This is a genomic window from Agarivorans sp. QJM3NY_29 (assembly GCF_050870835.2).
Classification (GTDB): Bacteria; Pseudomonadota; Gammaproteobacteria; order Enterobacterales; family Celerinatantimonadaceae; genus Agarivorans.
Window position 1 is genome coordinate 4897160 of sequence record NZ_CP194036.2, and the last position, 22605, is coordinate 4919764.

Below are 22605 nucleotides of genomic sequence, written 5' to 3' on the forward strand. Positions count from 1 at the left end.
CATGCGAAAATTTATAATATTTGCCCCGTCATATAACGAAACCGTGGGGGGCGCAATCGTACTTCACAAGCTTTGTCATGTGATCAACAAATTAGGCTTTAAAGCTTATCTCTTCCCTAGCTTTGATTCTGAATTAACGAATAAATATCACTTTTTAAAGCCTACCAAGCAGATTTTCAACTCTCTTTTCCATAAAAGAGACCGGAAATTTAGAGTCAATCCTAGCTTTTTAACGCCCATCTATACTGGGCAATTATCAGCTTTAAATGACGACTACGTCGTGGTTTACCCTGAAACTGTATTAGGGAATCCTCTGCAAGCTAAAAATATCGTTCGCTGGCTACTGCATGAGCCTGGCTATCATACGGGTCAATTCTGTTTCGGTAGAAATGAGCTTATTTACAAGTTTAGTAGCGGCATAAAAGATTTCATCGTCGATAGTTCGCTAACATCATCACTGCTGTTAAAGGTGATTCATTATCCTCTAGAGCACTACAATACAGAATCAACAGCTAAAGTACGCTCTGGCACCGCATACTGTTTACGTAAAGGTGCAAACAAAGCAATGATGCATGATCTTAACGACTCGATTCTTATCGACAATAAGTCGAACGCTGAAATTGCGGCCATTTTTAAGTCTGTTAAAAGCTTTATTTCCTACGATACCTTAACTGCCTATTCTGTTTTTGCCGTACTGTGTGGCTGTCAATCAATCATTATACCGGACCAAGGTGTATCAGAAGAACAATGGTACCCTAAGGCCGAAGACAGATATGGCCTCGCCTATGGCTTTAACAATATACACAAAGCTGAAGAAACAGCCCACTTAGTATTGCCGAGGGTTCTTAACGAAGAAAGAGGCGTTGAAAAGCTGGTCTCACAATTCTTACTAGAGACCCAAAACTTTTTTGCTTAAGCGACTAATGTCTTGGCATTTTTATATGACGACTAACGGTAAACCATCACCATGGATATAAAGTTTAATACGCCTTACATTTCAGGAAAAGAACTCTACTACATAGCGCAAGCTGTCATGGGAGGCTATTCGGCTGGCGATGGGCCTTTTGGTAAGCGCTGTGAGGATAGCTTAAATCAGCTATTATCTATTAAAAATAGCGTTTTACTAACTACATCCTGCACTTCAGCCATGGAGATAGCCGCATTAGAGCTTAAGCTCTCTAGTCAAGACGAGTTTATACTGCCTTCCTATACCTTTGTATCGACAGCGAATGCCTTTTGCCTCAGAGGCGCTAAGCCTATCTTTGCAGATATCGATCCTATCACCTTAAATATAGATTTGGCCCATGTTGAAAGCCTCATTTCATCGGCGACAAAAGCATTAGTTCCAGTTCACTATGCGGGTATTAGCTGTGATATGGAGCAATTAATGTCAATTAGCCACTCTGCAAATATTCCAGTTATTGAAGATGCCGCACAGGCAATAGGCTCTAGTTATAAGGGGCAAGCATTAGGCACTTTTGGAGACTATGCCGCCTTTAGTTTTCATGAGACAAAAAATATTATTTGCGGAGAAGGTGGAGCCTTAGTTTGTAAAACAAATAAACTCAAAGAAGCCAGTGAAATTATTCGTGAAAAAGGTACTAACAGAGCACAGTTTTTCCGAGGCCAAGTCGACAAATATACATGGACATCTATAGGCTCTTCTTACGTATTATCTGATTTATCTGCTGCATTTTTATTTGCTCAATTAGAAAACTTTAATGAAATACAGCAACGCAGAATGGCTGTTTACAATTGCTATTCCAAGCGCTTAGCCATACTTGAGCAGCAAGGCTTGGCAAAGTTGCCTAACATTCCAAACTACAATACCCATAACGGGCATATCTTTTACTTGCTGTTAGAAGATTTGGACACTCGACAACGCTTAATTGCCTTCCTTAAAGAAAAGGGAATTATGGCAGTGTTTCATTACGTTCCACTGCATTCTTCCCCTATGGGCGAATCTCTCGGCTACAAAAAGGGCATGCTACCAGTCACGGAAAAAGTGAGTGATACCTTATTAAGATTGCCTTTATGTTCAGCCTACGATGAAGACATTGCCAATACCGTATCCGATGCGGTTCTGGAGTTTTTTGGGCTACAAAAATGAATATTACTTTTTTCTTCATGACACAAAAAGCATATGACTGCTTACCTGTAATAAAACGCTTAAACAAAACCGTTAATCCGCTTGTTGTTATTGGTCAAGATCCGTCAGTAGAAAACGACTATTCAAAAGGTATGGTCAGCTACTGTGAAGAACACAATATAGCTTATTGCTTAAAACAGGATTATCCCAACGACAACCAAGCAGAGTATGCTGTAGCCATAGGCTGGAGATGGATGCTCACAAATTTAGATTGTGAACTAATCGTATTCCATGACTCGTTATTACCTAAATACCGTGGGTTTAATCCTTTAGTTTCTGCGCTAATAAATGGTGAGCCAGAAGTTGGTGTCACGGCATTAAAAGCTAACCTAGAATTTGATGCAGGTGATATTGTAGGGCAGCAATCTGTTCACATTAGCTACCCCATTAAAATTCAACAGGCCATCACTTTAGTTAGTCGATGTTACCAAGACTTACTAGATCGAGTCTTAATTAGCATGCTGAACGAAAACCTAAGTTATCAAGCTCAAGACACAAGCTTAGCGACTTACAGTGTGTGGAGAGATGAACGTGATTATCAAATTAATTGGAGCGACGATGCGAGAAAAATAGCACGTTTTGTTGATGCTATTGGTTATCCTTATAAGGGGGCTCAAACAACCATAAATGGCGAGCCTTGCCACATCACCGACGTCGAGGTGGTTGAGCCTTTTAAAGTAGAAAACAGAGTCGCTGGCAAGGTAATGTTCATTAAAGCGGGCCAGCCTGTTGTTCTTTGTGGAAATGGCGCAATTAAAATCATCAATGGCCACTACGAAGACCAAAGGCCATTGGTACCTCTAGAAAAGTTCCGTAGTCGCTTTGGAGATGAGAAATAGCCATCTAGCATTTGAGCAAGATGGCTCTTCCATCAAGTCCAATCCAAAATCACCTTGCCGCTTTGCCCAGAGCGCATCGCGTCAAAGCCTTGTTGAAAATCATCAACATGATAATGGTGAGTAATGATAGGGCTTAAATCAAGACCTGATTGTACCAAAGATGCCATTTTGTACCACGTTTCAAACATCTCTCGCCCGTAGATGCCTTTAATCACCAGACCTTTAAAAATCACTTGGCTCCAATCGATGCTCATGTCGCTGGGAGGGATCCCCAACATCGCCACTTTACCGCCATGATTCATCAGCTCTAACATCGAGCAAAAAGCAGTCGGCACGCCTGACATTTCCAGGCCAACATCAAAGCCTTCGGTCATCTTAAGTTCGCTCATGGTATCACTCAGTGCTTGCTTAGCGACGTTCACCACTCGCGTTGCGCCCATTTTCTTGGCTAAATCGAGGCGGTAATCATTCACATCGGTCACCACCACATGCCGCGCACCAACATGTCTACAAATCGCAGCGGCCATGACCCCAATGGGGCCTGCGCCGGTAATCAGTACATCTTCACCCACCAGATCAAAGGATAAAGCACTGTGTACCGCGTTGCCAAAAGGGTCAAAAATGGCGGCAAGGTCATCGCTAATTTCATCGGGTAACTTAAAGGCATTCACCGCAGGGATCACTAAGTATTCGGAGAAACAACCGGTGCGGTTCACCCCCACACCGACGGTATTACGACACAAATGAGTACGCCCACCGCGACAGTTACGGCAATGGCCACAGGTAATATGACCCTCACCGGAGACCCGATCACCAACCGAAAAACCACGCACTTCCTGACCAATGTCGACCACCTCTCCGGCATATTCATGGCCAATTACCATGGGGACAGGAATGGTTTTTTGGGACCACTCATCCCAGTTGTAAATGTGGACATCGGTACCACAAATAGCGGTTTTATTGATTTTGATTAACAGATCGTTATGACCAAGCTCTGGCATTTCCACTTGGGTCATCCAAATGCCGGGCTCCGCCTTCAGTTTTGCTAAGGCCTTAATAGTCATGCAATCACTCCTAGTTCTTTACCCACCTCAGTGAAGGCTGCTACTGCATGTGCTAACTGCTCGCGCGTGTGCGCAGCAGAAATCTGAGTGCGGATCCGCGCTTGGCCTTTTGGCACTACCGGGAAGGAAAAACCAATCACGTAAATGCCGCGCTCTAACAACTTATCAGCAAAGCAACTCGCCAATTTGGCGTCACCCAACATCACCGGAATAATCGCATGGTCGGCACCACCTAGCGCAAAACCCGCCTTGCTCATTTCCTCTCTAAAATACGCGACGTTGTCCCACAGCTGTTTGCGCAAAGCATCGCCTTCGGCCAATAGTTCCAGCACTTTAAGTGAAGCACTCACAATGGCTGGGGCCAGTGAGTTGGAAAATAAATAAGGGCGTGAACGTTGGCGCAACCAATCAATCACTTCTTTTTTAGCTGCGGTAAAACCACCCGATGCGCCGCCCATGGCTTTACCCAAGGTACCGGTAATAATATCCACTCGACCCATCACCTGATGATACTCATGGGTGCCACGCCCCCCTGCGCCAACAAAACCAACCGCGTGGGAATCATCCACCATCACCATCGCATTATATTTGTCGGCTAAATCACAAATGCCAGGCAGGTTAGCAATTACCCCATCCATAGAAAACACCCCATCGGTGGCGATCAGCTTAAAGCGCGCACCAGCGGCATCGGCATCCTTTAAGCATTGCTCTAATTCGGTGAGATCATTATTGGCATAACGGAAGCGTTTCGCTTTACATAAACGCACCCCATCAATGATCGATGCATGATTGAGCGCATCGGAGATAATCGCATCTTCAGGGCCTAACAAAGTTTCAAACAAACCTGCATTGGCATCAAAGCAAGAAGAGTAAAGGATGGTATCTTCCATCCCAAGGAATTCACTCAAGCCCCGTTCTAACTGTTTATGAATATCTTGGGTGCCACAAATAAAGCGCACCGAAGCGGCGCCAAAGCCATGGCTATCTAGGCCCGTTTTGGCGGCTTCAATCAAGGCTGGAGAGTTTGCTAAACCCAAATAGTTGTTGGCACAGAAGTTAATTACTGGGCCCTGCGCCACCGTAATATTGGCTTGCTGCTGAGAACTAATTACCCGTTCCTGTTTGTACAGGCCATCGTCTTTAACTTGTTGCAATTGCTGCTGAATATAAGAAGAAAAAGAAGCCGTCATAACACACCTAATTAAAAGCCAGAATTCTGGCTGAATTATAGTGATTTGTTTGGCAAATTCAGCTTATATTCTAAATAAAATGCTATTTTTTGCGCTGTGCACACTCTGAATAGTGTTGGTGCAATCGCTGATAAATACTCATCGACTGTTCTGTAAAATAAGGTCGTAGAATAAACAGTATTTTTAACACCCCCTCATAGAGTCGCGGTTTAGTGATTAGTCCGCCTTTTAGTTGCGCACTCTGGTAGCCGATCCAAGCACCAATGATGAATTTAATGCTATCCGCCAATTCGACTAGGCTGGCATCATCGCCCGTAATAAAGCGACTATCTCGAAACTGCACCAGTATATCCCGGCTCCATTTTTCCAGCTCGGTTTGTAAGGCCTGATATTTGGCTTCAAGCAAGGGATCTCGGGCCAATAACTCTAATAAATTGGCGTACATAAAACGGAAGCGCCACATCAGTTCAAAGCTTGCATCCAAATATTGCATCACATGATCGAGCGTTAATAGTTGATCGGCATGCGGGCGAAAACTACTATCAAGCTGCTCAGCATAAAGCTCAAAAATGCTACGAATAATCTCCTGTTTATTACTAAAATGGTAATACAGGTTTCCCGGGCTAATGCCTAACTCAGCAGCAATATGATTAGTGCTCACTTGGCGCTCGCCACGCTCATTAAATAACTTCAAAGAAGCATGAATAATTTTGTCTTTGGTTTTCATTTAGCTGTTACGTTGCCAGTTATATTATTGTGATACCTGTAAACGCCTCCAAAATCCAGTTTTTATTCACTGTTTTCCACTGGTCACGCAATTGCTATTCGGCGCATCACAGCATAAAATCCTTGCACTCATGGCAAATTTTAGAATGGTAGAATTATGATTATTGTAACCGGCGGAGCTGGCTTTATTGGCGCCAACATAGTGAAGAGCTTAAATGAGCTAGGCCATAACGACATCATCGTGGTTGACGACCTAAAAGACGGCACCAAATTTGTCAACTTAGTCGATCTGGATATCGCCGATTATCTCGACAAAGATGATTTTATCGCTCGTATCGTCTCCGGTGAAGACCTTGGCGCGGAATACGGCCAAGAGATCGAAGCCATATTCCACGAAGGTGCCTGCTCTGCCACCACCGAGTGGGATGGCAAATACATGATGGAAAACAATTATGAGTACTCTAAAGAATTACTTCATTATTGTTTAGAACGTCGTATTCCCTTCCTGTATGCCTCATCGGCGGCCACTTACGGTGATACCGAAACCTTCATCGAAGAAAAACAATACGAAGGCCCACTCAACGTTTACGGCTATTCAAAACTGCAATTCGACAATTACGTACGCCGTTTACTACCAGAGATAGAGTCACAAGTGGTTGGCTTTCGTTACTTCAATGTTTACGGCCCACGAGAGCAACACAAAGGCAGTATGGCCAGTGTGGCTTTCCACCTGAACAACCAAGTCAACGATGGGCAAAACCCCAAACTATTTGAAGGCTATGATGGTTACGGTAACGGCGGACAGAGCCGCGATTTTGTGTATGTAGGCGATGTAGCTAAAGTTAACTTATGGTTTTGGCAAAATCCCGAACAAAGCGGTATTTTTAATTTGGGGACAGGTCAGGCGGAACCGTTCCGTTCAGTGGCCGAAGCGGTGATTAAACATCACCAAAAAGGTGAAATTGAATACATTCCCTTCCCCGACCACCTCAAAGGTCGCTACCAGAGCTTTACTCAAGCCAATATCGATAAGCTACGCGCCGCAGGTTATAGCGAAGATTTTAAAACCGTCGCCGAGGGCGTTGCTGAATACATGACTTGGTTGAATAAATAAATCTCCCGCGACAAAAGGGGCGATAGGCCCCTTCAGGTAAAACATGAAGATATTGGTGGTCGGCCCGTCTTGGGTGGGTGACATGGTGATGTCACAAAGTTTATATAAAAGCTTAAAACAACTACACCCGCAGGCGCAATTAGACGTATTGGCCCCCGATTGGTGTCGTCCGATGTTGGAGCGCATGCCGGAGGTAGACAATGCCTTACGGATGCCGCTGGGCCATGGTGATCTGCAACTCGCGGTGCGCTGGAAGCTCGCCAGAGCCATCAAAGCTAAAGGCTATGATTGGGCCATCACTCAACCAAATTCGCTCAAAGCAGCACTGGTTCCTTGGTTTGCAGGCATTAAACGCCGTACCGGCTGGAAGGGAGAGAGCCGTTATGGTGTACTCAACGACCTGCGCAGCAATAAACAAGCCTTCCCACTCATGGTGGAACGTTATGTGTCTTTGGCCTACCCAAAGCAGACGATGACTTCTGCCGCTAAGCTTCCGAGCTACCAGCATCCGGCCTTAAGCGCCAACTCAAACAACCAGCAACAGGCACTCAGCCAATTAAACTTAAGCGACTCTCAACCCATTTTGGCACTTTGCCCCGGCGCAGAATTTGGCCCCGCCAAGCGCTGGCCAGAGCAACATTATGCAACAGTTGCCCAGCACTGGATTGAACAACGTAACGGTCAAGTGTGGATTTTCGGTTCGGATAAAGATCAAGCGGTAGGCGAGCAAATCATCGCTCATTTAGCGGAAGCCTCGCAAAGCGCTTGTTATAATCTCGCAGGTAAAACCAAACTAGCCGAAGCAATCGACTTAATGGCGCTGGCCAGCTTAGCCATTAGCAACGACTCCGGCCTAATGCACATCGCCGCCGCGCTAAAGCTCCCCTTAATCGCAGTGTATGGCTCATCGTCCCCACAATACACCCCGCCACTGACAGATACGGCAGAAATTTTACACACCGATATCGAATGCCGCCCTTGCTTTAAGAAAACCTGTCAGTTTGGCCATTTAAAATGCTTAAGCGAATTAGCGCCCGAGCGAGCTATCTTGCTCATCAATAACTTACTCACAACATCATGATCATAGGAAACTTATGCTACGAATTTTAATTATTCGTTCAGGCGCGCTAGGCGATACTATTTTTGCGAGTGCCGTGATGGAGGTACTTCATCAGGCATACCCTCAAGCGAGTTTTGATTGGATAGTCAGTAGCAAATCCATCGGTTTATTTGAACATGATCCGCGAGTGACTCAGTGCTTTAGCCTAAAACACCGTAAACTGCCGATTTTTATAAGCTTAGAAAAGCAAGCGATCATTCGTCACAGCAAACAACAACCTTATGATTTAGTGGTCAATCTAGAACATCACCCAACCTTTTGTGCTTTGGCAAAAGCCATACAAACCAGAGCCCGCCTCGAAATTAACGATCACCCGATAACTAGCAACAAGGTACCGCACGCTGTAGAAACCATGAAACAGCCTCTTTACGCCTTGCTAAGGAATGAGTCCTTAGCAAGCAGCCTTAATCAGCTGAATATTGCAGACATTGGCCCACGGATCATGGGTGAGCCGCTTGCTAAAATTGAGGCTAAATTTAAACTCCCGAAGCATTACATCGTCTTATGCCCAGGGAATAGCCATTCCAAAAAGAGTAAAATCAACCACAGGGCATGGCCAGAAGCACATTGGATTCAACTGATTAAGGAATTCGCAAACAGTCAGACGATCGTGCTATTGGGGAGCCAGGCAGACCGCCAGCAAATCGAACTTTGGGATCTGCCTAAAAGCTCGTCAATCTTAAACCTTGCAGGCAAAACCAATCTCAGTGAGTTAGTCGCGCTCATAGAACATGCAGTGGTAGCCGTCACCACCGATTCGGGCCCGACTCATATCGCATCCGCGGTACAAACCCCAAACATTGCACTGATCGGCCCAACCGATCCAGATAGTACCGGTCCCTATCAAACCCAAGATAATCATTCGCAGATACTGCTATCCAATTTGGATTGTCAGCCTTGTTATGGCACCGATATCCAGCGTCAATGTACGAATAATGAATGTATGAACCAACTCACTCCAGAGTTAGTTAAGCATACCATCAACAAATATCTTCACGCTTCAATGAGTGAGCAATAAAAGGCACAATCATGCTTGGTGGTTTATATCAGCTACTATTACTAATATTTTTACCTTTCGCCATGTATAAATTGTATTGGCCAAAACGAGGTAAACCAGTGGTGGGTAAACGCTGGCCAGAACACTTTGGTTTAGGTAAAAAAATCGCTCAGGTCGACCTGTGGTTGCATACCGTATCGGTGGGCGAGGTGATTGCCGCCACCCCTTTTATTCAGCAGCTAAAACAGCAGCAACCACAGCTGAACATTTTACTCACCACCACCACCGCCACGGGTGCTAAGCAAGCACAGCAGCGGCTCTCAGAGCTGGTGACTCACCGTTATGCGCCCTTTGACCTTTGGCCCTGTATTACCTTGTTTTTGGCGAAATACCAGCCTAAGCAGCTGTGGATCATGGAAACCGAGTTATGGCCCAACTGGCTTAGCCTATGCCACGCCAAAAACATCCCGGTGGCCCTAATAAACGCCCGCATGTCCCAACGCTCCTGTCGCCGTTATCAAAAATTATCTGCATTCTCTCGGCCGCTGTTCGCCAAACTCAAACTGGTGTTAGCGCAACATCAAGACGATGCACAGCGCTTCAATCAACTTGGCGTCGATGCGGCAAAGCTGGTGGTCACAGGTTCGATTAAATACGATTTACCCGATTGTCAGCACATTCAAGCACAAGCCATCCAGTTACGTGCGCAGCTATTTGGCCAACGCCCAGTGTGGATAGCAGCCAGCACCCATAAGGGAGAAGACGAGCGGGTGCTTGAGATCATGCAACAAGTGCAGCAGCAACACCCCACGAGTCTACTTATTTTGGTACCTCGTCACCCCGAGCGCTTCGAGCAAGTGGCCGAGTTATTAAATCAACAACAGGTCAAATTTGCTCGACGCAGTAAACACAATCATGTCGAACCGCAACAACAGGTATATTTAGCCGATAGCATGGGAGAAATGATGTTGATGTACGGCTGCGCAGATATCGCCTTTGTAGGAGGCTCACTGGTTCCCATTGGCGGGCACAATTATTTGGAGGCGGCGGCCATGAGCCTCCCTTGCATTGCCGGAGAATTTGATTTCAACTTCTCCGACATCAGCCAACAGCTACAAAGTTGTGGGGCGCTGAAACTAAGCGCCGATAGCAGCCAACTGGCAACTTGGCTAAACCAATGGCTGAGTCAGCCACAGCTGGCCGCAGAGGCGGGGGCTGCAGGCTTAACGGTGGTCAAACAAAACCAAGGCGCACTCCAGCGAAGTTTAAAGGCACTCAAAACACTTTAAAGCGCTTTTTGGTATGCATCCACTAAGTTTAGCCAATCAGATTCTAACCAATGACAATAGCCTGGCTTGGCTTGTTCTTTCACCAAGGAGCGGAGTAGCCGGGTTATATTTTCTTGCCGCCAGCGTTTACGAGGACGGCAAATCGCCCCATTATCGAAGTCGATCAGCCACACTTTGTCATTGGTATCAATCATGATATTACGTAGATTTAGATCGGCGTGATTCACTCCCGCCTTATGAAACGCGGCAATGGTTTCCCCCATTTGACGCCATAAAGAAACTGGCAAACGTTTCTCACTCAATAGCTGGGCCAGATCTCGAGCGCCATGGATCCGTTCTATAATCAAGTCGGCTTGAAAACTGAACCCCTGTCGTTTAATACGTCCAGCAATCGGCGTTGGTGCGGGCAATCCCAACGTTTGCAATTGCATCAATAACACAAACTCTCGCCACACTCGGCTACGCTTCAAACTAACATAAAAGTAACGATCATTACTCACCTTGGAGACGAGGCCACCTCGATGGTAATGGCGCAATACAAACTCCCGATGGAGATAACGAAAAAACAAAGTCTTACCACGGCCCATGGCTTGTCCAACCACCGCTCGATTTTGTTGCCAATGGCGTGCTTCAAAGTAAACGTCACTTACCTCTTGCCATTCAGCGGGGTTGTAGAACAACCATCCTTCATTTGTGCGTTGCTTTTCTATCTGCATAACTATCGCTTATGGAATATATCTGGGCGATTTTACATCGCAGGCTGCAAAAAGCATAATACTTAAGAAAATTCGCCAGCTTAACCAAGATGAACTCAATTCAACCCGCACAAAAAGTTTGTATCTTACGCCTTTCGGCAATCGGTGATGTTTGCAATGCATTAGCAGTCGTACAGCAACTGCAGCAAGCTTGGCCACAAGCACAAATCACCTGGGTTTGCGGTAAAGCCGAAGCGCAAATGTTAGCACTTTTCGATAACATAAATATTGTTATTTATGATAAAAAACAGGGTATTAAAGGACTAATCCAACTCAGAAAACAACTACGCGATACACAATTTGATGTTCTTTTACATATGCAGGCTGCCCTACGAGCCAGCCTTGTGAGTTGTTGCATTAACGCAAAACGTCGGATCGGTTTCGATCGCAGTCGCGCCAAAGATGGTCAATGGATATTCACTAATGAAAAAATAGCCAAAGCCCCCTCGCCCCACGTGTTAGACGGATTTTTACAATTCTTAAATCAACTAGATATCCAAGCTCAGCCGCCCCGTTGGCACGTCCCATTAAGTGCTACATTACACAATAAAGCCAAGCACTTACTGGGGGAAGGGCGACATCTATTAATTTGCCCCGCGGCCAGTAAACCCTATAAAAACTGGACTATTGAAGGTTATGCGGCATTCGCCCAATTTGCCCAAGCCAAAGGCTACAAAGTCAGTTTAATCGGCAGTCCCGCCCCCCAGGAGATGACTTTAGCCGAACAAGTGAACCTCGCCAGCCAAGGGCAACTCAATAATCTTTGTGGGCAAACATCCTTGCTCGAATTGTGGGCCTTGGTGGCCGAAGCAACACTGCTAGTTTCTCCCGATACGGGTCCCGCTCATATGGCAGTGGCGGTGAATACCCCGGTGCTCGGCCTGTATGCACATCACAACCCGCAACGCACCGGGCCTTATCACTATCGCAACTACGTGGTGAGTGTTTGGCAACAGTGTATTGAACAAGAGCAAGGCAAGTCCGTTGCGCAGCTTAACTGGCGCAGCCGCGTAAAAGATCCCAATGCAATGCAACAGATCACACTAGAATCAGTTATTCATATGTTTGAAATATTAGAAAAAGAGCAGCTATCATGAGTCAAGCAAGAGCTACCATATCGGCAATTATCATTACTAAAAATGAACAAGAAAGCTTAAAGGATTGTCTGGAAAGTTTAACTTGGGTTGACCAAATAGTGGTGCTTGATTCAGGCAGCAACGATGGCACGATTGAACTGGCAAAGCAATATACTCAAGACGTGTATAGCAATCATGAATGGCCTGGCTTTGGCAAACAAAAACAGCTCGCTCAAAGCTACGCCACCGGCGATTGGATCTTAGCAGTAGATGCCGATGAACGTATCGATTCGACCTTACGTAGCAGCATTGAAAATATGCTAAACGCTCCTCCCAGCCATACTGTATTCAACTTAAATGAACTCACTTGGGTATTTGGTCGGTTTCTTAAACATTCGGGCTGGTATTACCGACATATTCGACTTTATCCACGTCATTTAACCCAATACAACGATAATCTAGTGCATGAATCGGTGATTGTTCCTGCGAACTGCCAGATCGCCGAATTAGACGGTGATATCCTGCATTATTCCTACCGAAATCTTGAACACTACTTGGTAAAATCGGCGGGTTACGCTAAGGCATGGGCCGACCAGCGAGAAGCCAAAGGTAAAAAAGCATCTCTCGGCCAAGGCTTATTACACGCGCTCGGTTGCTTCACCAAAATGTACCTACTCAAACGTGGCTTTTTAGACGGGAAACAAGGTTTATTAATTGCACTCCTGTCGGCCCACTCTACTTTCGTAAAATATGCCGACCTGTGGGCAAGGCAACATGATCACCACTATCGTAAATAAGCTTAACTCAAGCCTAGCTGCCTCAGCACGGGTTGGGGCTGCAGCGCATCTAAATCGCAAATATTCACAACATGCTCACCCAAGCAGCCATATTGCATCACATTGGTCATGGTAAACAAACCAACACAACGCGCACCAGCAGCGCTGGCCAGATGTAAAGGGCCAGTATCGCCACAAATGAATAAGGAAACTTGCTGTAAAAATGCAGCCAGTTGCCGTAAGTCACGATTCAGATAAGTAAAATGAGTGTGGCTCAAAGGCTCCGCAATATCAGGGCTCAAAATTTCAATCACATTTAATTCACCCGCGTAGTATTGTTTAAACTTAGCCAACAATACCTGCCATTTTTCATCGTCAACTATTTTGCTACCACGCGCCCCTCTAAAATAGGCAAGGCAAGGCTTATGATGATGTTCACCGAGCATTTGCTTAAGTTGCTCTGCCGCATACTGTTGCTCGCTATGACTGAGCTTTAGGCACGCACTGGCGTGTGCTACCGGGGGTAAACCTAAATACTCTAATAGCTCCAAACATCCCAAAGCATAGTGCGAGTATTTATGTTGGTACTTAACCGTATGACTGCATACCGCAGCATCGGCCGGACCGTCAAAAGCATGCACATTCTTCCCTTCCGTTAAGGCCGCAACAATCCGGTCGCTGGAGCCGCCGTAAGGCAACAAAATTAAATCATAAGAATGTTTTCGTAGTTGATGTATGGAGCGAATAAAGGCGGGAATGGTTTTTAGACCAAATTGCGAGAAATGAATATTTTTTAATCCCAGGTTTTCAAAGACTTTCCCCTGCCAAGGGTCACTGAGTAATAACTCAACTTCTGCGTCTGGGTACAAGGCTTGAACATAATTAACAAAAGGCAATAAGAAGAACATATTCCCAATGCGCTTGTTATTTCGAATAATCAATACCCGTTTAATTTGTGACTTCTGGAGGCGTTCAGTTAATCGACCCTTACGCCCCCCGAGTAACTTTAAAAAGGCGACTTCAAGGCCAATGGAGCGCTCACGCCGTTTACTATCAAATTGACGTAAAGCAGTGCGAATCCGCTTGATTAGGCTCATGATAGCCTAACACCTTGCGATAACTGCAGCTTACGCCACCAACGATTAATTTTTAGGGCTGAATCACTCACATTAATCAAACTCATATCTTCTTGGGTTAACTCTCCTTCTGGCGGAGAAAAACATAGGTGGCGTCCTTCACTATTAGGCGGACGCCAGCGTAACGGAGTGGCGCTGGTTCGATTTGGAAAAAAACCTGCGGTGGGCACATCAATGGCACCGGCAATATGTAAAGGGCCTGTAGAGCCAGCAATAAACAAGTCTGCACAGGCTAATACTTCACAAAAAGCCGCTAATCCATCTTCAGAGAAGTACAAACAATATGCCACGTCTAAATGTTCCAGCTCACTCACCAACTCTTGCGCTGCTACCAATTCGCCAGGGCCTGCGGTGATCACAAAATACAATTCTGCATTGAGTTTCGCCAAACAATCAATCAAACTCACATACTGCTCTAAACTAAGGTTATTAGCCGACCCACCGCTGCCAATATGTACCATCACCAGTGAGTCTTTATCAGCAAATAGCTGCTGTTTGCGCTGTGTTAATACTTCAGTCGCGAACTGCAGATATGGCCCCGAAGGCTGTTGCGCAGAATAGCCATGCTGCTCTAGAAATGCCTTGGTCAAATCCAGGTTATACTGATACTCGGGTTTTAGCGAGCGAGAACGGCGCTGTACCACGCGCTGAGTATAAAGGAATTGCGCCAGCTTAGTCGCCGGAGCACAACGGTTTGAGATCTTGGCACGAAAACCAAGCCAAGCATTGCGAAGATTAGAAAATAAACACAAATAACCGTCGAATTTTTGCTGTTTCACCTGCTTAAGCAAACTCGCTTGAGCCGCCGAATTTGCGGTGCTACCGCAATCAATGATCACCTTGTCGATCCAAGGGCATAATTCCGCCAAAGGCGCGGTATAGTTCGGCACCAAGGCCGTAATTTCACAATTAGGCATCGACAATTTCAACATGGCAAAACTGGGCCAAGCCAGCATAAAATCACCAATTTTGTCATTTCGTACCACCAACAACTTTTGCATTATTTAACCTTTATCTTCAAGCTTGCGCATTGTGACGAATCTTTATGACAGGCTCAAGAATTTTCCCCCAGCCCTGTGAGCAGGTTATAATCCCGCTAACATTTATCATTGGCAGATATTCATGACTACTCGAGTTATTTACCCCGGCACCTTCGATCCCGTGACTCACGGCCATAGCGATCTCATTCAACGAGCCGCTCGCATGTTCGACAAAGTTATCGTCGCGGTTGCTGCCAGCCCAAGTAAACAACCGCTGTTCAGCTTAACCGAGCGGGTTCAATTACTTGAGCAAAGCATCGGCACAAGCAGCAACATTGAAGTGATTGGTTTTACAGGCCTATTAGTTAACTTAGCGAAACAACAAAATGCCAGCGTCCTGTTACGAGGCCTGCGCACCGGTTCTGACTTTGAATACGAATTACAACTAGCCGACATGAATCGACAGCTAGATCCCAACCTGGAAAGTGTTTTTTTAACGCCTGGCGAAGGCGTCTCCTTCATCTCTTCCAGCTTGATTAAAGAAGTCGCTAAACATGGCGGCGATATCAACCGCTTTGTTGCGCCGCATGTCGCCGAAGCCGTGGCCCAAAAGCTCGCAACTAATTAACCACCGAAGGGCAGCATCGCTTGCTGCTTAACTTCAATTAGCGCTGGCAATGTGGGCAGAAAAAAGTATTACGCTGCCCTATTCGTAGTGCCTTAATCAGCTCACCACAGCAATCACAGCGCTCACCTTCACGGCCATATACCGCCAAAGTTTGTTTAAAATAGCCTGGCTTACCATCCACATTAGTAAAATCTTTTAAGCTGGTGCCGCCTTGCTCAATGGCCTCGGCTAATACTTGTTTAATATTTTCGGTCAGTTGTTTTAAGCGAACTTTACTAACCTTGTTGGCGGCGCGTTTTGGATGGATCCCGGTTCGAAATAGGGCTTCATTGGCATAGATATTCCCCACGCCCACCACCACCTTGTTATCCATAATAAACTGCTTAATCGCCACACTACGTGTTGCCGCCTTAGCAATTAAATAAGCACTCGAGAAATCCTCTTCTAAAGGTTCCGGGCCTAAGTTTACGAACAACTGATGCTCCTCTAAAGGAAGCGGAGTAAACAATACGCAGCCAAACCGTCGAGGATCATTAAAACGCAGCACCTTTCCATTGGCAAATTGCATATCGAGGTGATCATGTTTTCCCGCTGCAACCGCTTGTTCCAGTACCCTTAGGCTGCCCGACATCCCCAGATGAATGATAATGTAGCCCGCTTCGGTTTCAATCAGCAGATACTTGGCTCGGCGGCGAATGCTTAACACGGACAAACCCACATTACACTGGATCAATTCGGGTACTGGCCAACGTAACTGCGGCTGGCGAACCACAATCGCGCTAATCGTTTGCTGCAGCAAGTGTGGACTAATGCCGCGGCGGCTGGTCTCTACCTCGGGTAACTCAGGCATCAGCTTTCACTTAAATGAGGGAACAAGGCACTGTAGCTGGCTTGATCAAGTTGAAATAACTGCCCCTGCCAATTGGTGATCATCCGTTGATCGCCCAATTCAAACAAGGTGAGTTGTAAAGGACTCGCTAAATTAGCCAAATAAACTTGAATAATGTGACTCCGAGCCGCACCGCCTACGGCGTTTGGCCAAGGTTCGAGTTGCACATGCAGCCATGCATCAACCACCGCAATAGGGTGGTCAATTACGGGCTTGCTGCGCCATTCGGTGCCTAAGCGTTCAATTAGCAAATCTGGCAGCTCTATCCGCAAAATCGTGGCGCCAACAGGCAACAGCTGCTGAGCTGCACTTGCCTCAACACTCACCGACTTATCGTTAATCTCGACATACTTAAAAACCAAAATCATCGCCGCAACGGCAAAGATAATAATGTTATTCCAGCCTCGGCGGCTCATTTTCATCGGATATCTCCCTTTTATCCATTCATCATAAGCGGGAAGTAATTCACGAGTAAACCCTCTGACTCATTCAGCGGGGCGAAAAAAAGCCAAAAAAAAAGCCCAGCCTAAGCTGAGCTTCTTTACATCAAAGCCAAAATCTATTTGATTTTGCCTTCTTTGTACATAACGTGCTTGCGAACAACGGGATCAAATTTTTTGATTTCCATTTTTTCAGGCATGTTACGTTTGTTCTTATCAGTGGTATAGAAGTGACCAGTGCCAGCTGATGAGTTCAAACGAATTTTCTCGCGAATACCTTTAGCCATTTTTTAGTTCCTTATACCTTCTCACCACGACCACGCATCTCGGCTAAAATAGCGTCGATACCTTTTTTGTCGATGATGCGCATACCTTTAGTCGATACACGTAATTTAACAAAACGTTTTTCACTCTCTACCCAAAAACGGTGAGATTGAAGGTTAGGCAAAAAACGACGACGAGTGCGGTTTTTTGCGTGCGATACGTTGTTACCAACAGCTGGCTTCTTACCAGTAACTTGGCATACTCTAGACATGTCAGTCTTCTCCAAATAAATACTTCTGCTCGAGCATCTGTTCATGCCCCGTTAGGCCGTCGCCCGGGACGACAGAAAGGCCGCATTTTATACAGGAAATAGAACCCTAGATCAACTAAAAATTGAACAAAGATCAGATCCAACCTCGCTCGGCGAAAGACATTGTCTCTCCACAGCCGACAACAACATGGTCTAAAACTCGCACATCAATCAGTGCTAAGGCCTTGATTAATTTAGTAGTAATTTGCCTATCGGCCAAACTTGGTTCGGCCACACCCGAAGGATGGTTATGGGCAAATATTACCGCAGCGGCATTTTTTTCTAATACACGCTGTACCACTACCCGTGGATAAACACTGGCAGCATCAATCGTTCCGAAAAATAACGGCGCGAATTGTAACACTCGATGCTGATTATCCAATAGCAATATTGCAAATACTTCACGTTGTTGGTGAGATAATTCCATAGAAAGGTAGTTTTTGGCCGATTCAGCGCTATCCAGCACACTTTTTTCACTGATCTCGGCCAACAAATAACGACGACTCATTTCAATTGTTGCACGTAATTGTGCATATTTTGCGCTTCCCATGCCTCGCTCGGCACAAAAAGTTGCCTGATCCGCCGACAAAATCGCCCGTAACGAACCAAATTGTTGGAGTAAATGCTGCGCTAAACTCACCGCATCCATTCCAGCGCAACCAATCCGTAAAAAAATGGCTAATAACTCTGCGTCACTTAAACTCGCTGCGCCTTGCGCCAATAATTTTTCTCTAGGCCGCTGCTCGGCAGGCCAATCAGATATAGCCATTATTTTAATTACAAAAAAGTCAATATAATAAAGGTAGCCGAATCTGCAGTCTTGTCTATGCGGAGAACTTAAGTTTTATGGTAGGCTTGCCGATACTAGACGGTGATTATTATTTCGGTATCAGCATGTTAACGGGAAAGAAAATTCTGCTCGCAATCTCTGGTGGGATTGCAGCCTATAAAATACCAGAGTTGGTGCGGCGCTTAAAAGACCAAGGCGCGCAAGTCAAAGTAGTGATGACCGAACACGCCACCCACTTTATCACTCCCTTAACTTTGCAAGCTGTCTCTGGCGAAGCGGTCGGCCTTAAAGTGGTTGACCCAAGTCAAGAAGGCTCTATGGGCCACATTGCCTACGCCAAGTGGCCGGATTTAGTATTGGTGGCCCCCGGCACAGCCAATGTGATTGCAAAGTTTTGCCATGGCATCGCCGATGATTTGGTGAGTACCTTATTACAAGCCACCAGCGCACCAGTCGCCCTCGCGCCAGCCATGAATCAACAAATGTATCTCGCAGCGGCCACTCAAGCAAACCTAGCGGTCCTTCGGCAACGCGGCGTCCCTATCTGGGGGCCTGCTCAAGGCGAACAAGCCTGTGGCGATGTAGGGCCAGGCAGAATGCTTGAACCAGCTCAACTGCTAACACATATTCAGCAACATTTCGCGGCCTTAGACCAGCCGCAAAGTTTAGCTGGGCGAAGAGTTGTGATTACCGCCGGGCCAACCCGTGAGGCCATTGATCCGGTGCGTTATATCAGTAATCATAGCTCAGGAAAAATGGGCTTTGCTTTAGCGCGAGCCGCTCAACAACTAGGTGCCGAAGTCAGCTTGATCGCTGGGCCAGTCAACTTAGCCACTCCAGTAGGGGTACGCAAAGTCGCCGTAGAAAGCGCTCAGCAAATGCTCGAAGCGGCTTTAGCTGAGACCGCGAGTAGCGACATTTTCATCGCTTGCGCAGCAGTCGCCGATTATCGAGTGGCTACCGTTGCCGAACAAAAGATCAAAAAAACTGACGACCAACAACAACTGCAGCTACAGCTAGTTAAAAACCCAGACATTGTGGCCACCATCGCCGGCCAAAAAGAGAAACCGTTTACGGTAGGCTTCGCCGCCGAAACCCAAGATGTCGCCAGTTACGCCAAAGACAAATTAAAGCGCAAAAACTTAGATATGATTGCGGCCAACGACGTATCTAATCCCGAACAGGGCTTTAATAGTGAACAAAATGCCTTAACGGTATTTTGGCCAAATGGACAACAGCAATTAGACCTCGCTGACAAGACCTTATTGGCCGAACAACTACTCGCGTTGATCGCCGAGCACTACTCTTTACAACAAATAAAATAATAAGCATGAAACAAATAGCACTTAAAATACTAGACCCTCGAATTGGCAGTACTTTTCCGCTGCCTGAATACGCAACTCCCGGCTCGGCAGGCATGGATCTGCGTGCCTGTCTGGATCAAGCTCTGGAACTAGCCCCTGGTCAAACAGAACTAATTCCTACTGGTTTGGCAATTCATATTGCCGATCCCGGCTTAGCGGCCACCATCTTGCCACGTTCCGGCTTAGGCCATAAACACGGCATCGTCTTAGGCAATCTGGTAGGTCTAATCGACTCCGATTACCAAGGACAGTTGATGGTGTCTTGCTGGAATCGGGGACAAAGCACTTTCACCATCGAACCCGGTGAGCGGATCGCCCAGCTGGTCTTTGTACCCGTGGTGCAAGCCAGCTTCGAGATTGTGGAAGACTTCGATGCAAGCCAACGCGGAGAAGGTGGGTTTGGCCATTCAGGTAAACATTAAATTGGTTCAGATGCAGTACGCTAATAAATAATAAAAGGATAATTATAACAATGGCGGGAAAACCAAAAAGCAATCGCCGCGAACAGATCCTCCAAGCCTTGGCAAGAATGTTAGAGACCAGCCATGGCCAACGGATTACCACCGCGAATTTAGCCAAAGAAGTCGGTGTTTCAGAAGCCGCACTCTATCGACACTTTCCAAGCAAAGCACGCATGTTTGAAGGTTTGATAGAATTTATTGAAGAAACCTTATTATCTCGGATCAATCTGATTCAAGAAGAGCAAAAAGATACCCTAAATCGCTGTCAGCACATCCTGATGCTACTGCTGGGGTTTGCTGAACGTAACCCCGGTTTAAGCCGCATTCTTACTGGTGATGCCTTACAGGGCGAACACGAGCGTTTACGTGCCCGAGTGAGTGTGCTGTTTGACAAAATAGAAGTTCAGCTGAAGCAAGTGCTACGAGAGCGGCGACTGCGAGAAGGACAGGGCTTCTTAATTGAAGAGAACAGCCTTGCCACCTTACTCCTCGCCTATAGCGAAGGGCGCATTAGCCAATATGTACGCAGTGAATTTAAACTCGCCCCCACCGAACAATTTGACATCCACTGGGGCTTTTTAAAGCAACAACTGATGCGCGCTTAGATCTTTAATTCCCAGATGAAGCCGACAAATTTTCGCGAGAAGTGAGGGTCTGCCCAAACTCTCGCTCGGCTTTCATACACCGCCCGCTCACCATAAATTAACTCCCCACCATCAAACTAGACAAGTGGCTTTGCAGACTGCAGCAACGCTCTGCGAAGCAAAGTGCTTAGCAGCGGATTTCAATCCGGGCAAAAACCTGCAGCACTTCGTAAAAACTAAACGAAACATAATCTTGTTTGTCATGAAAAAACTGCTAAATTTGTAACAACTTTAATTCATCACGGGTCTCAACACATGGATGTACTTCATCAAGGAACCAATTGGTTCGAAAACAACCAAGAAATGCTAGTTCAATACGCCATCAATATTGCTGCGGCAATCATTATTCTGATTGTGGGTATGTTGGTCGCGCGAATTCTCGCGGCAAGTGTCGAAAAACTAATGAACGCACGCAAATTAGATAACACCATCAGCCACTTTGTCGGCTCCATGGTGAAATACACCATTATCGCCTTTGTGATTATTGCTGCACTGTCACGCATTGGTATCCAAACCGCCTCGTTTGTCGCGATTATCGGTGCCGCAGGCTTAGCCGTAGGTTTAGCGCTGCAAGGTTCATTGTCTAACTTCGCAGCAGGGGTACTGATTATTGGTTTCCGCCCATTCAAAGCCGGTGACTTCGTAGAAATTGCAGGTACTGCTGGCTCGGTAGCCTCGGTGCAAATTTTTACCACGGTATTAAAAACCCCAGACAACAAACAAATTGTGGTGCCTAACTCGGCAGTTTTAGGCGGCAATATTGTTAACTACTCGACTCACCCAACCCGTCGTGTCGACTTGGTAATTGGCGTGAGTTATGCCGCAGACTTAGCTAAAACTAAAGCCGTATTACGCGCCGTATGTGAAGCCGATAGCCGGGTATTGAAAGATCCTGATATTACCGTTGCGGTATTAGAGCTGGCAGACAGCTCAGTGAACTTTGTGGTTCGCCCATGGGTGAATAGCGCCGATTACTGGGGAGCCTACTTCGATTTAACGGAAAACATCAAACTCGCTTTAGATGAAGCTGGTATCGAAATTCCATTCCCACAAATGGATGTGCACTTAGAAAAAGTCGCCAGCTAGATTTGGCGTCTTAAAACAACAAAAGCACAGCCACTAGGGCTGTGCTTTTGTTGAATAGCAATTTAAATATCATCTAAGCGATGAGTGGCATGCACCATTTGCTGCTGACGCTTCTCTTGATGCTCGATCAAGTTGGCTAAAAATTGCTGCTCTGCCAGCATGCTAAAACCATCCTTCGCCTGCCTGAGCAAGTCTAAAGACTGCTCACTTAAATCCAAGGCCAGACTCATCACATCATCACTGCTCATGTTCGCTGGCAAGCTCACTTTGGCCATTTTATCCACCAAGTCGTGCTCGGCTCGAATATCGGTCCAGGTATCTAATAACTCAGGTTTAGCCTGACTAATAAAATCTTTTACATGAGCGGTATTTTCTTTTTCTTGATGTTGTAAATAATTTAACAGCATTCTCACACGTTCCGCATCCGCATTCATCTCTAAGCGTCGATACACCACCCGCATCTCTTCTCGACAATTCACAAAATGTTCGAGCAATAGTCTTAACTGATTAAATCGCAT

26 protein-coding genes are annotated in these 22605 nt (G+C 46.1%); 14 read left to right on the top strand and 12 right to left on the bottom strand.

The features are described from left to right. Position 1: 1 nt before the first annotated feature. From ACRRS0_RS22270 to ACRRS0_RS22280, 3 genes are read left to right on the top strand one after another with little or no spacing between them, the layout of a single operon-like run. Positions 2-916, top strand: coding sequence for a hypothetical protein (locus ACRRS0_RS22270; protein ID WP_432455407.1), 915 nt, complete (start codon positions 2-4; stop codon positions 914-916). A 51-nt stretch (positions 917-967) separates the two neighbouring features. Next, positions 968-2110, top strand: coding sequence for a dTDP-4-amino-4,6-dideoxygalactose transaminase (rffA, locus tag ACRRS0_RS22275; RefSeq protein ID WP_432455406.1), 1143 nt, complete (start codon positions 968-970; stop codon positions 2108-2110). Further along, positions 2107-2988 (top strand): methionyl-tRNA formyltransferase, encoded by an 882-nt coding sequence (locus ACRRS0_RS22280; RefSeq protein ID WP_432455405.1) that lies wholly within the window; start codon positions 2107-2109, stop codon positions 2986-2988. The genes rffA and ACRRS0_RS22280 overlap by 4 nt, the downstream gene beginning before the upstream one ends. 32 nt (positions 2989-3020) lie before the next feature. On the opposite strand, the gene tdh is transcribed toward ACRRS0_RS22280, so the two are convergent. The 3 genes from tdh to ACRRS0_RS22295 all read right to left on the bottom strand — a co-directional run bounded on the left by tdh (position 3021) and on the right by ACRRS0_RS22295 (position 5969). Next, positions 3021-4046, bottom strand: coding sequence for an L-threonine 3-dehydrogenase (gene tdh, locus ACRRS0_RS22285; RefSeq protein WP_432456125.1), 1026 nt, complete (start codon positions 4044-4046; stop codon positions 3021-3023). 2 nt (positions 4047-4048) lie between these two features. Beyond that, complete coding sequence (locus ACRRS0_RS22290) at positions 4049-5242, bottom strand: glycine C-acetyltransferase (RefSeq protein WP_432455404.1); 1194 nt, start codon at positions 5240-5242, stop codon at positions 4049-4051. 82 nt (positions 5243-5324) lie between these two features. Then, positions 5325-5969 (bottom strand): TetR/AcrR family transcriptional regulator, encoded by a 645-nt coding sequence (locus ACRRS0_RS22295; protein ID WP_432455403.1) that lies wholly within the window; start codon positions 5967-5969, stop codon positions 5325-5327. Positions 5970-6125: 156 nt separating this feature from the next. On the opposite strand from ACRRS0_RS22295, the gene rfaD reads away from it, so the two are divergent. The 4 genes from rfaD to waaA are packed head-to-tail and all read left to right on the top strand — an operon-like array spanning position 6126 to position 10488. Beyond that, the gene (gene rfaD, locus ACRRS0_RS22300; RefSeq protein ID WP_432455402.1) at positions 6126-7082 is read left to right on the top strand and encodes an ADP-glyceromanno-heptose 6-epimerase; all 957 of its coding nucleotides are present in this window, start codon (positions 6126-6128) and stop codon (positions 7080-7082) included. A 43-nt stretch (positions 7083-7125) separates the two neighbouring features. Next, positions 7126-8163, top strand: a complete 1038-nt coding sequence (waaF, locus tag ACRRS0_RS22305) for a lipopolysaccharide heptosyltransferase II (protein WP_432455401.1) — start codon at positions 7126-7128, stop codon at positions 8161-8163. Positions 8164-8176: 13 nt separating this feature from the next. Beyond that, on the top strand, positions 8177-9220 hold the full coding sequence (locus ACRRS0_RS22310) for a glycosyltransferase family 9 protein (protein ID WP_432455400.1): 1044 nt from the start codon (positions 8177-8179) through the stop codon (positions 9218-9220). An 11-nt stretch (positions 9221-9231) separates the two neighbouring features. Next, the gene (gene waaA, locus ACRRS0_RS22315) at positions 9232-10488 is read left to right on the top strand and encodes a lipid IV(A) 3-deoxy-D-manno-octulosonic acid transferase (RefSeq protein WP_432455399.1); all 1257 of its coding nucleotides are present in this window, start codon (positions 9232-9234) and stop codon (positions 10486-10488) included. Here waaA and ACRRS0_RS22320 read toward each other — a convergent pair. Then, positions 10485-11204, bottom strand: coding sequence for a 3-deoxy-D-manno-octulosonic acid kinase (locus ACRRS0_RS22320; protein WP_432455398.1), 720 nt, complete (start codon positions 11202-11204; stop codon positions 10485-10487). The two genes, waaA and ACRRS0_RS22320, sit on opposite strands and share 4 nt — an antisense overlap. A gap of 89 nt (positions 11205-11293) precedes the next feature. On the opposite strand from ACRRS0_RS22320, the gene ACRRS0_RS22325 reads away from it, so the two are divergent. Together ACRRS0_RS22325 and ACRRS0_RS22330 are read left to right on the top strand one after the other, a co-directional pair. Beyond that, positions 11294-12340, top strand: a complete 1047-nt coding sequence (locus tag ACRRS0_RS22325; protein WP_432455397.1) for a glycosyltransferase family 9 protein — start codon at positions 11294-11296, stop codon at positions 12338-12340. Then, a complete protein-coding gene (locus ACRRS0_RS22330) occupies positions 12337-13116 on the top strand; it encodes a glycosyltransferase family 2 protein (protein ID WP_432455396.1) in 780 nt (259 codons plus the stop codon). The genes ACRRS0_RS22325 and ACRRS0_RS22330 overlap by 4 nt, the downstream gene beginning before the upstream one ends. A gap of 2 nt (positions 13117-13118) precedes the next feature. Here ACRRS0_RS22330 and ACRRS0_RS22335 read toward each other — a convergent pair whose 3' ends face one another. Continuing rightward, a complete protein-coding gene (locus ACRRS0_RS22335) occupies positions 13119-14192 on the bottom strand; it encodes a glycosyltransferase family 9 protein (protein ID WP_432455395.1) in 1074 nt (357 codons plus the stop codon). Then, complete coding sequence (locus tag ACRRS0_RS22340; protein WP_432455394.1) at positions 14189-15232, bottom strand: glycosyltransferase family 9 protein; 1044 nt, start codon at positions 15230-15232, stop codon at positions 14189-14191. Before ACRRS0_RS22340 ends, ACRRS0_RS22335 begins: the two co-directional genes overlap by 4 nt. 121 nt (positions 15233-15353) lie before the next feature. Between ACRRS0_RS22340 and coaD the strand changes: the two genes are divergently transcribed. Further along, positions 15354-15839 (top strand): pantetheine-phosphate adenylyltransferase, encoded by a 486-nt coding sequence (gene coaD, locus ACRRS0_RS22345; RefSeq protein ID WP_432455393.1) that lies wholly within the window; start codon positions 15354-15356, stop codon positions 15837-15839. Between the two features lie 37 nt (positions 15840-15876). Here coaD and mutM read toward each other — a convergent pair whose 3' ends face one another. The 5 genes from mutM to radC all read right to left on the bottom strand — a co-directional run bounded on the left by mutM (position 15877) and on the right by radC (position 18511). Further along, a complete protein-coding gene (gene mutM, locus ACRRS0_RS22350; protein WP_432455392.1) occupies positions 15877-16689 on the bottom strand; it encodes a bifunctional DNA-formamidopyrimidine glycosylase/DNA-(apurinic or apyrimidinic site) lyase in 813 nt (270 codons plus the stop codon). Continuing rightward, complete coding sequence (locus ACRRS0_RS22355) at positions 16689-17150, bottom strand: hypothetical protein (protein WP_432455391.1); 462 nt, start codon at positions 17148-17150, stop codon at positions 16689-16691. Before ACRRS0_RS22355 ends, mutM begins: the two co-directional genes overlap by 1 nt. Positions 17151-17287: 137 nt before the next feature. Further along, positions 17288-17443 (bottom strand): 50S ribosomal protein L33, encoded by a 156-nt coding sequence (gene rpmG / locus ACRRS0_RS22360; protein ID WP_285762680.1) that lies wholly within the window; start codon positions 17441-17443, stop codon positions 17288-17290. A 23-nt stretch (positions 17444-17466) separates the two neighbouring features. Then, on the bottom strand, positions 17467-17703 hold the full coding sequence (gene rpmB, locus ACRRS0_RS22365) for a 50S ribosomal protein L28 (RefSeq protein WP_432455390.1): 237 nt from the start codon (positions 17701-17703) through the stop codon (positions 17467-17469). Between the two features lie 133 nt (positions 17704-17836). Next, positions 17837-18511: a RadC family protein gene (radC, locus tag ACRRS0_RS22370; RefSeq protein ID WP_432455389.1), complete on the bottom strand. Its 675-nt coding sequence runs from the start codon at positions 18509-18511 to the stop codon at positions 17837-17839. Between the two features lie 119 nt (positions 18512-18630). On the opposite strand from radC, the gene coaBC reads away from it, so the two are divergent. From coaBC to mscS, 4 genes are all read left to right on the top strand, one after another. After that, positions 18631-19857 (top strand): bifunctional phosphopantothenoylcysteine decarboxylase/phosphopantothenate--cysteine ligase CoaBC, encoded by a 1227-nt coding sequence (gene coaBC / locus ACRRS0_RS22375; protein WP_432456124.1) that lies wholly within the window; start codon positions 18631-18633, stop codon positions 19855-19857. A gap of 5 nt (positions 19858-19862) precedes the next feature. Further along, a complete protein-coding gene (gene dut / locus ACRRS0_RS22380) occupies positions 19863-20318 on the top strand; it encodes a dUTP diphosphatase (protein WP_432455388.1) in 456 nt (151 codons plus the stop codon). A gap of 50 nt (positions 20319-20368) precedes the next feature. After that, on the top strand, positions 20369-20962 hold the full coding sequence (gene slmA / locus ACRRS0_RS22385; RefSeq protein WP_432455387.1) for a nucleoid occlusion factor SlmA: 594 nt from the start codon (positions 20369-20371) through the stop codon (positions 20960-20962). Between the two features lie 294 nt (positions 20963-21256). Beyond that, positions 21257-22087, top strand: coding sequence for a small-conductance mechanosensitive channel MscS (gene mscS, locus ACRRS0_RS22390; RefSeq protein WP_432455386.1), 831 nt, complete (start codon positions 21257-21259; stop codon positions 22085-22087). A gap of 62 nt (positions 22088-22149) precedes the next feature. Here the strand turns inward: mscS and ACRRS0_RS22395 are convergent, their stop codons facing one another. Further along, entirely contained in the window at positions 22150-22605 is a 456-nt protein-coding gene (locus tag ACRRS0_RS22395) for a hypothetical protein (RefSeq protein WP_432455385.1), read from the bottom strand.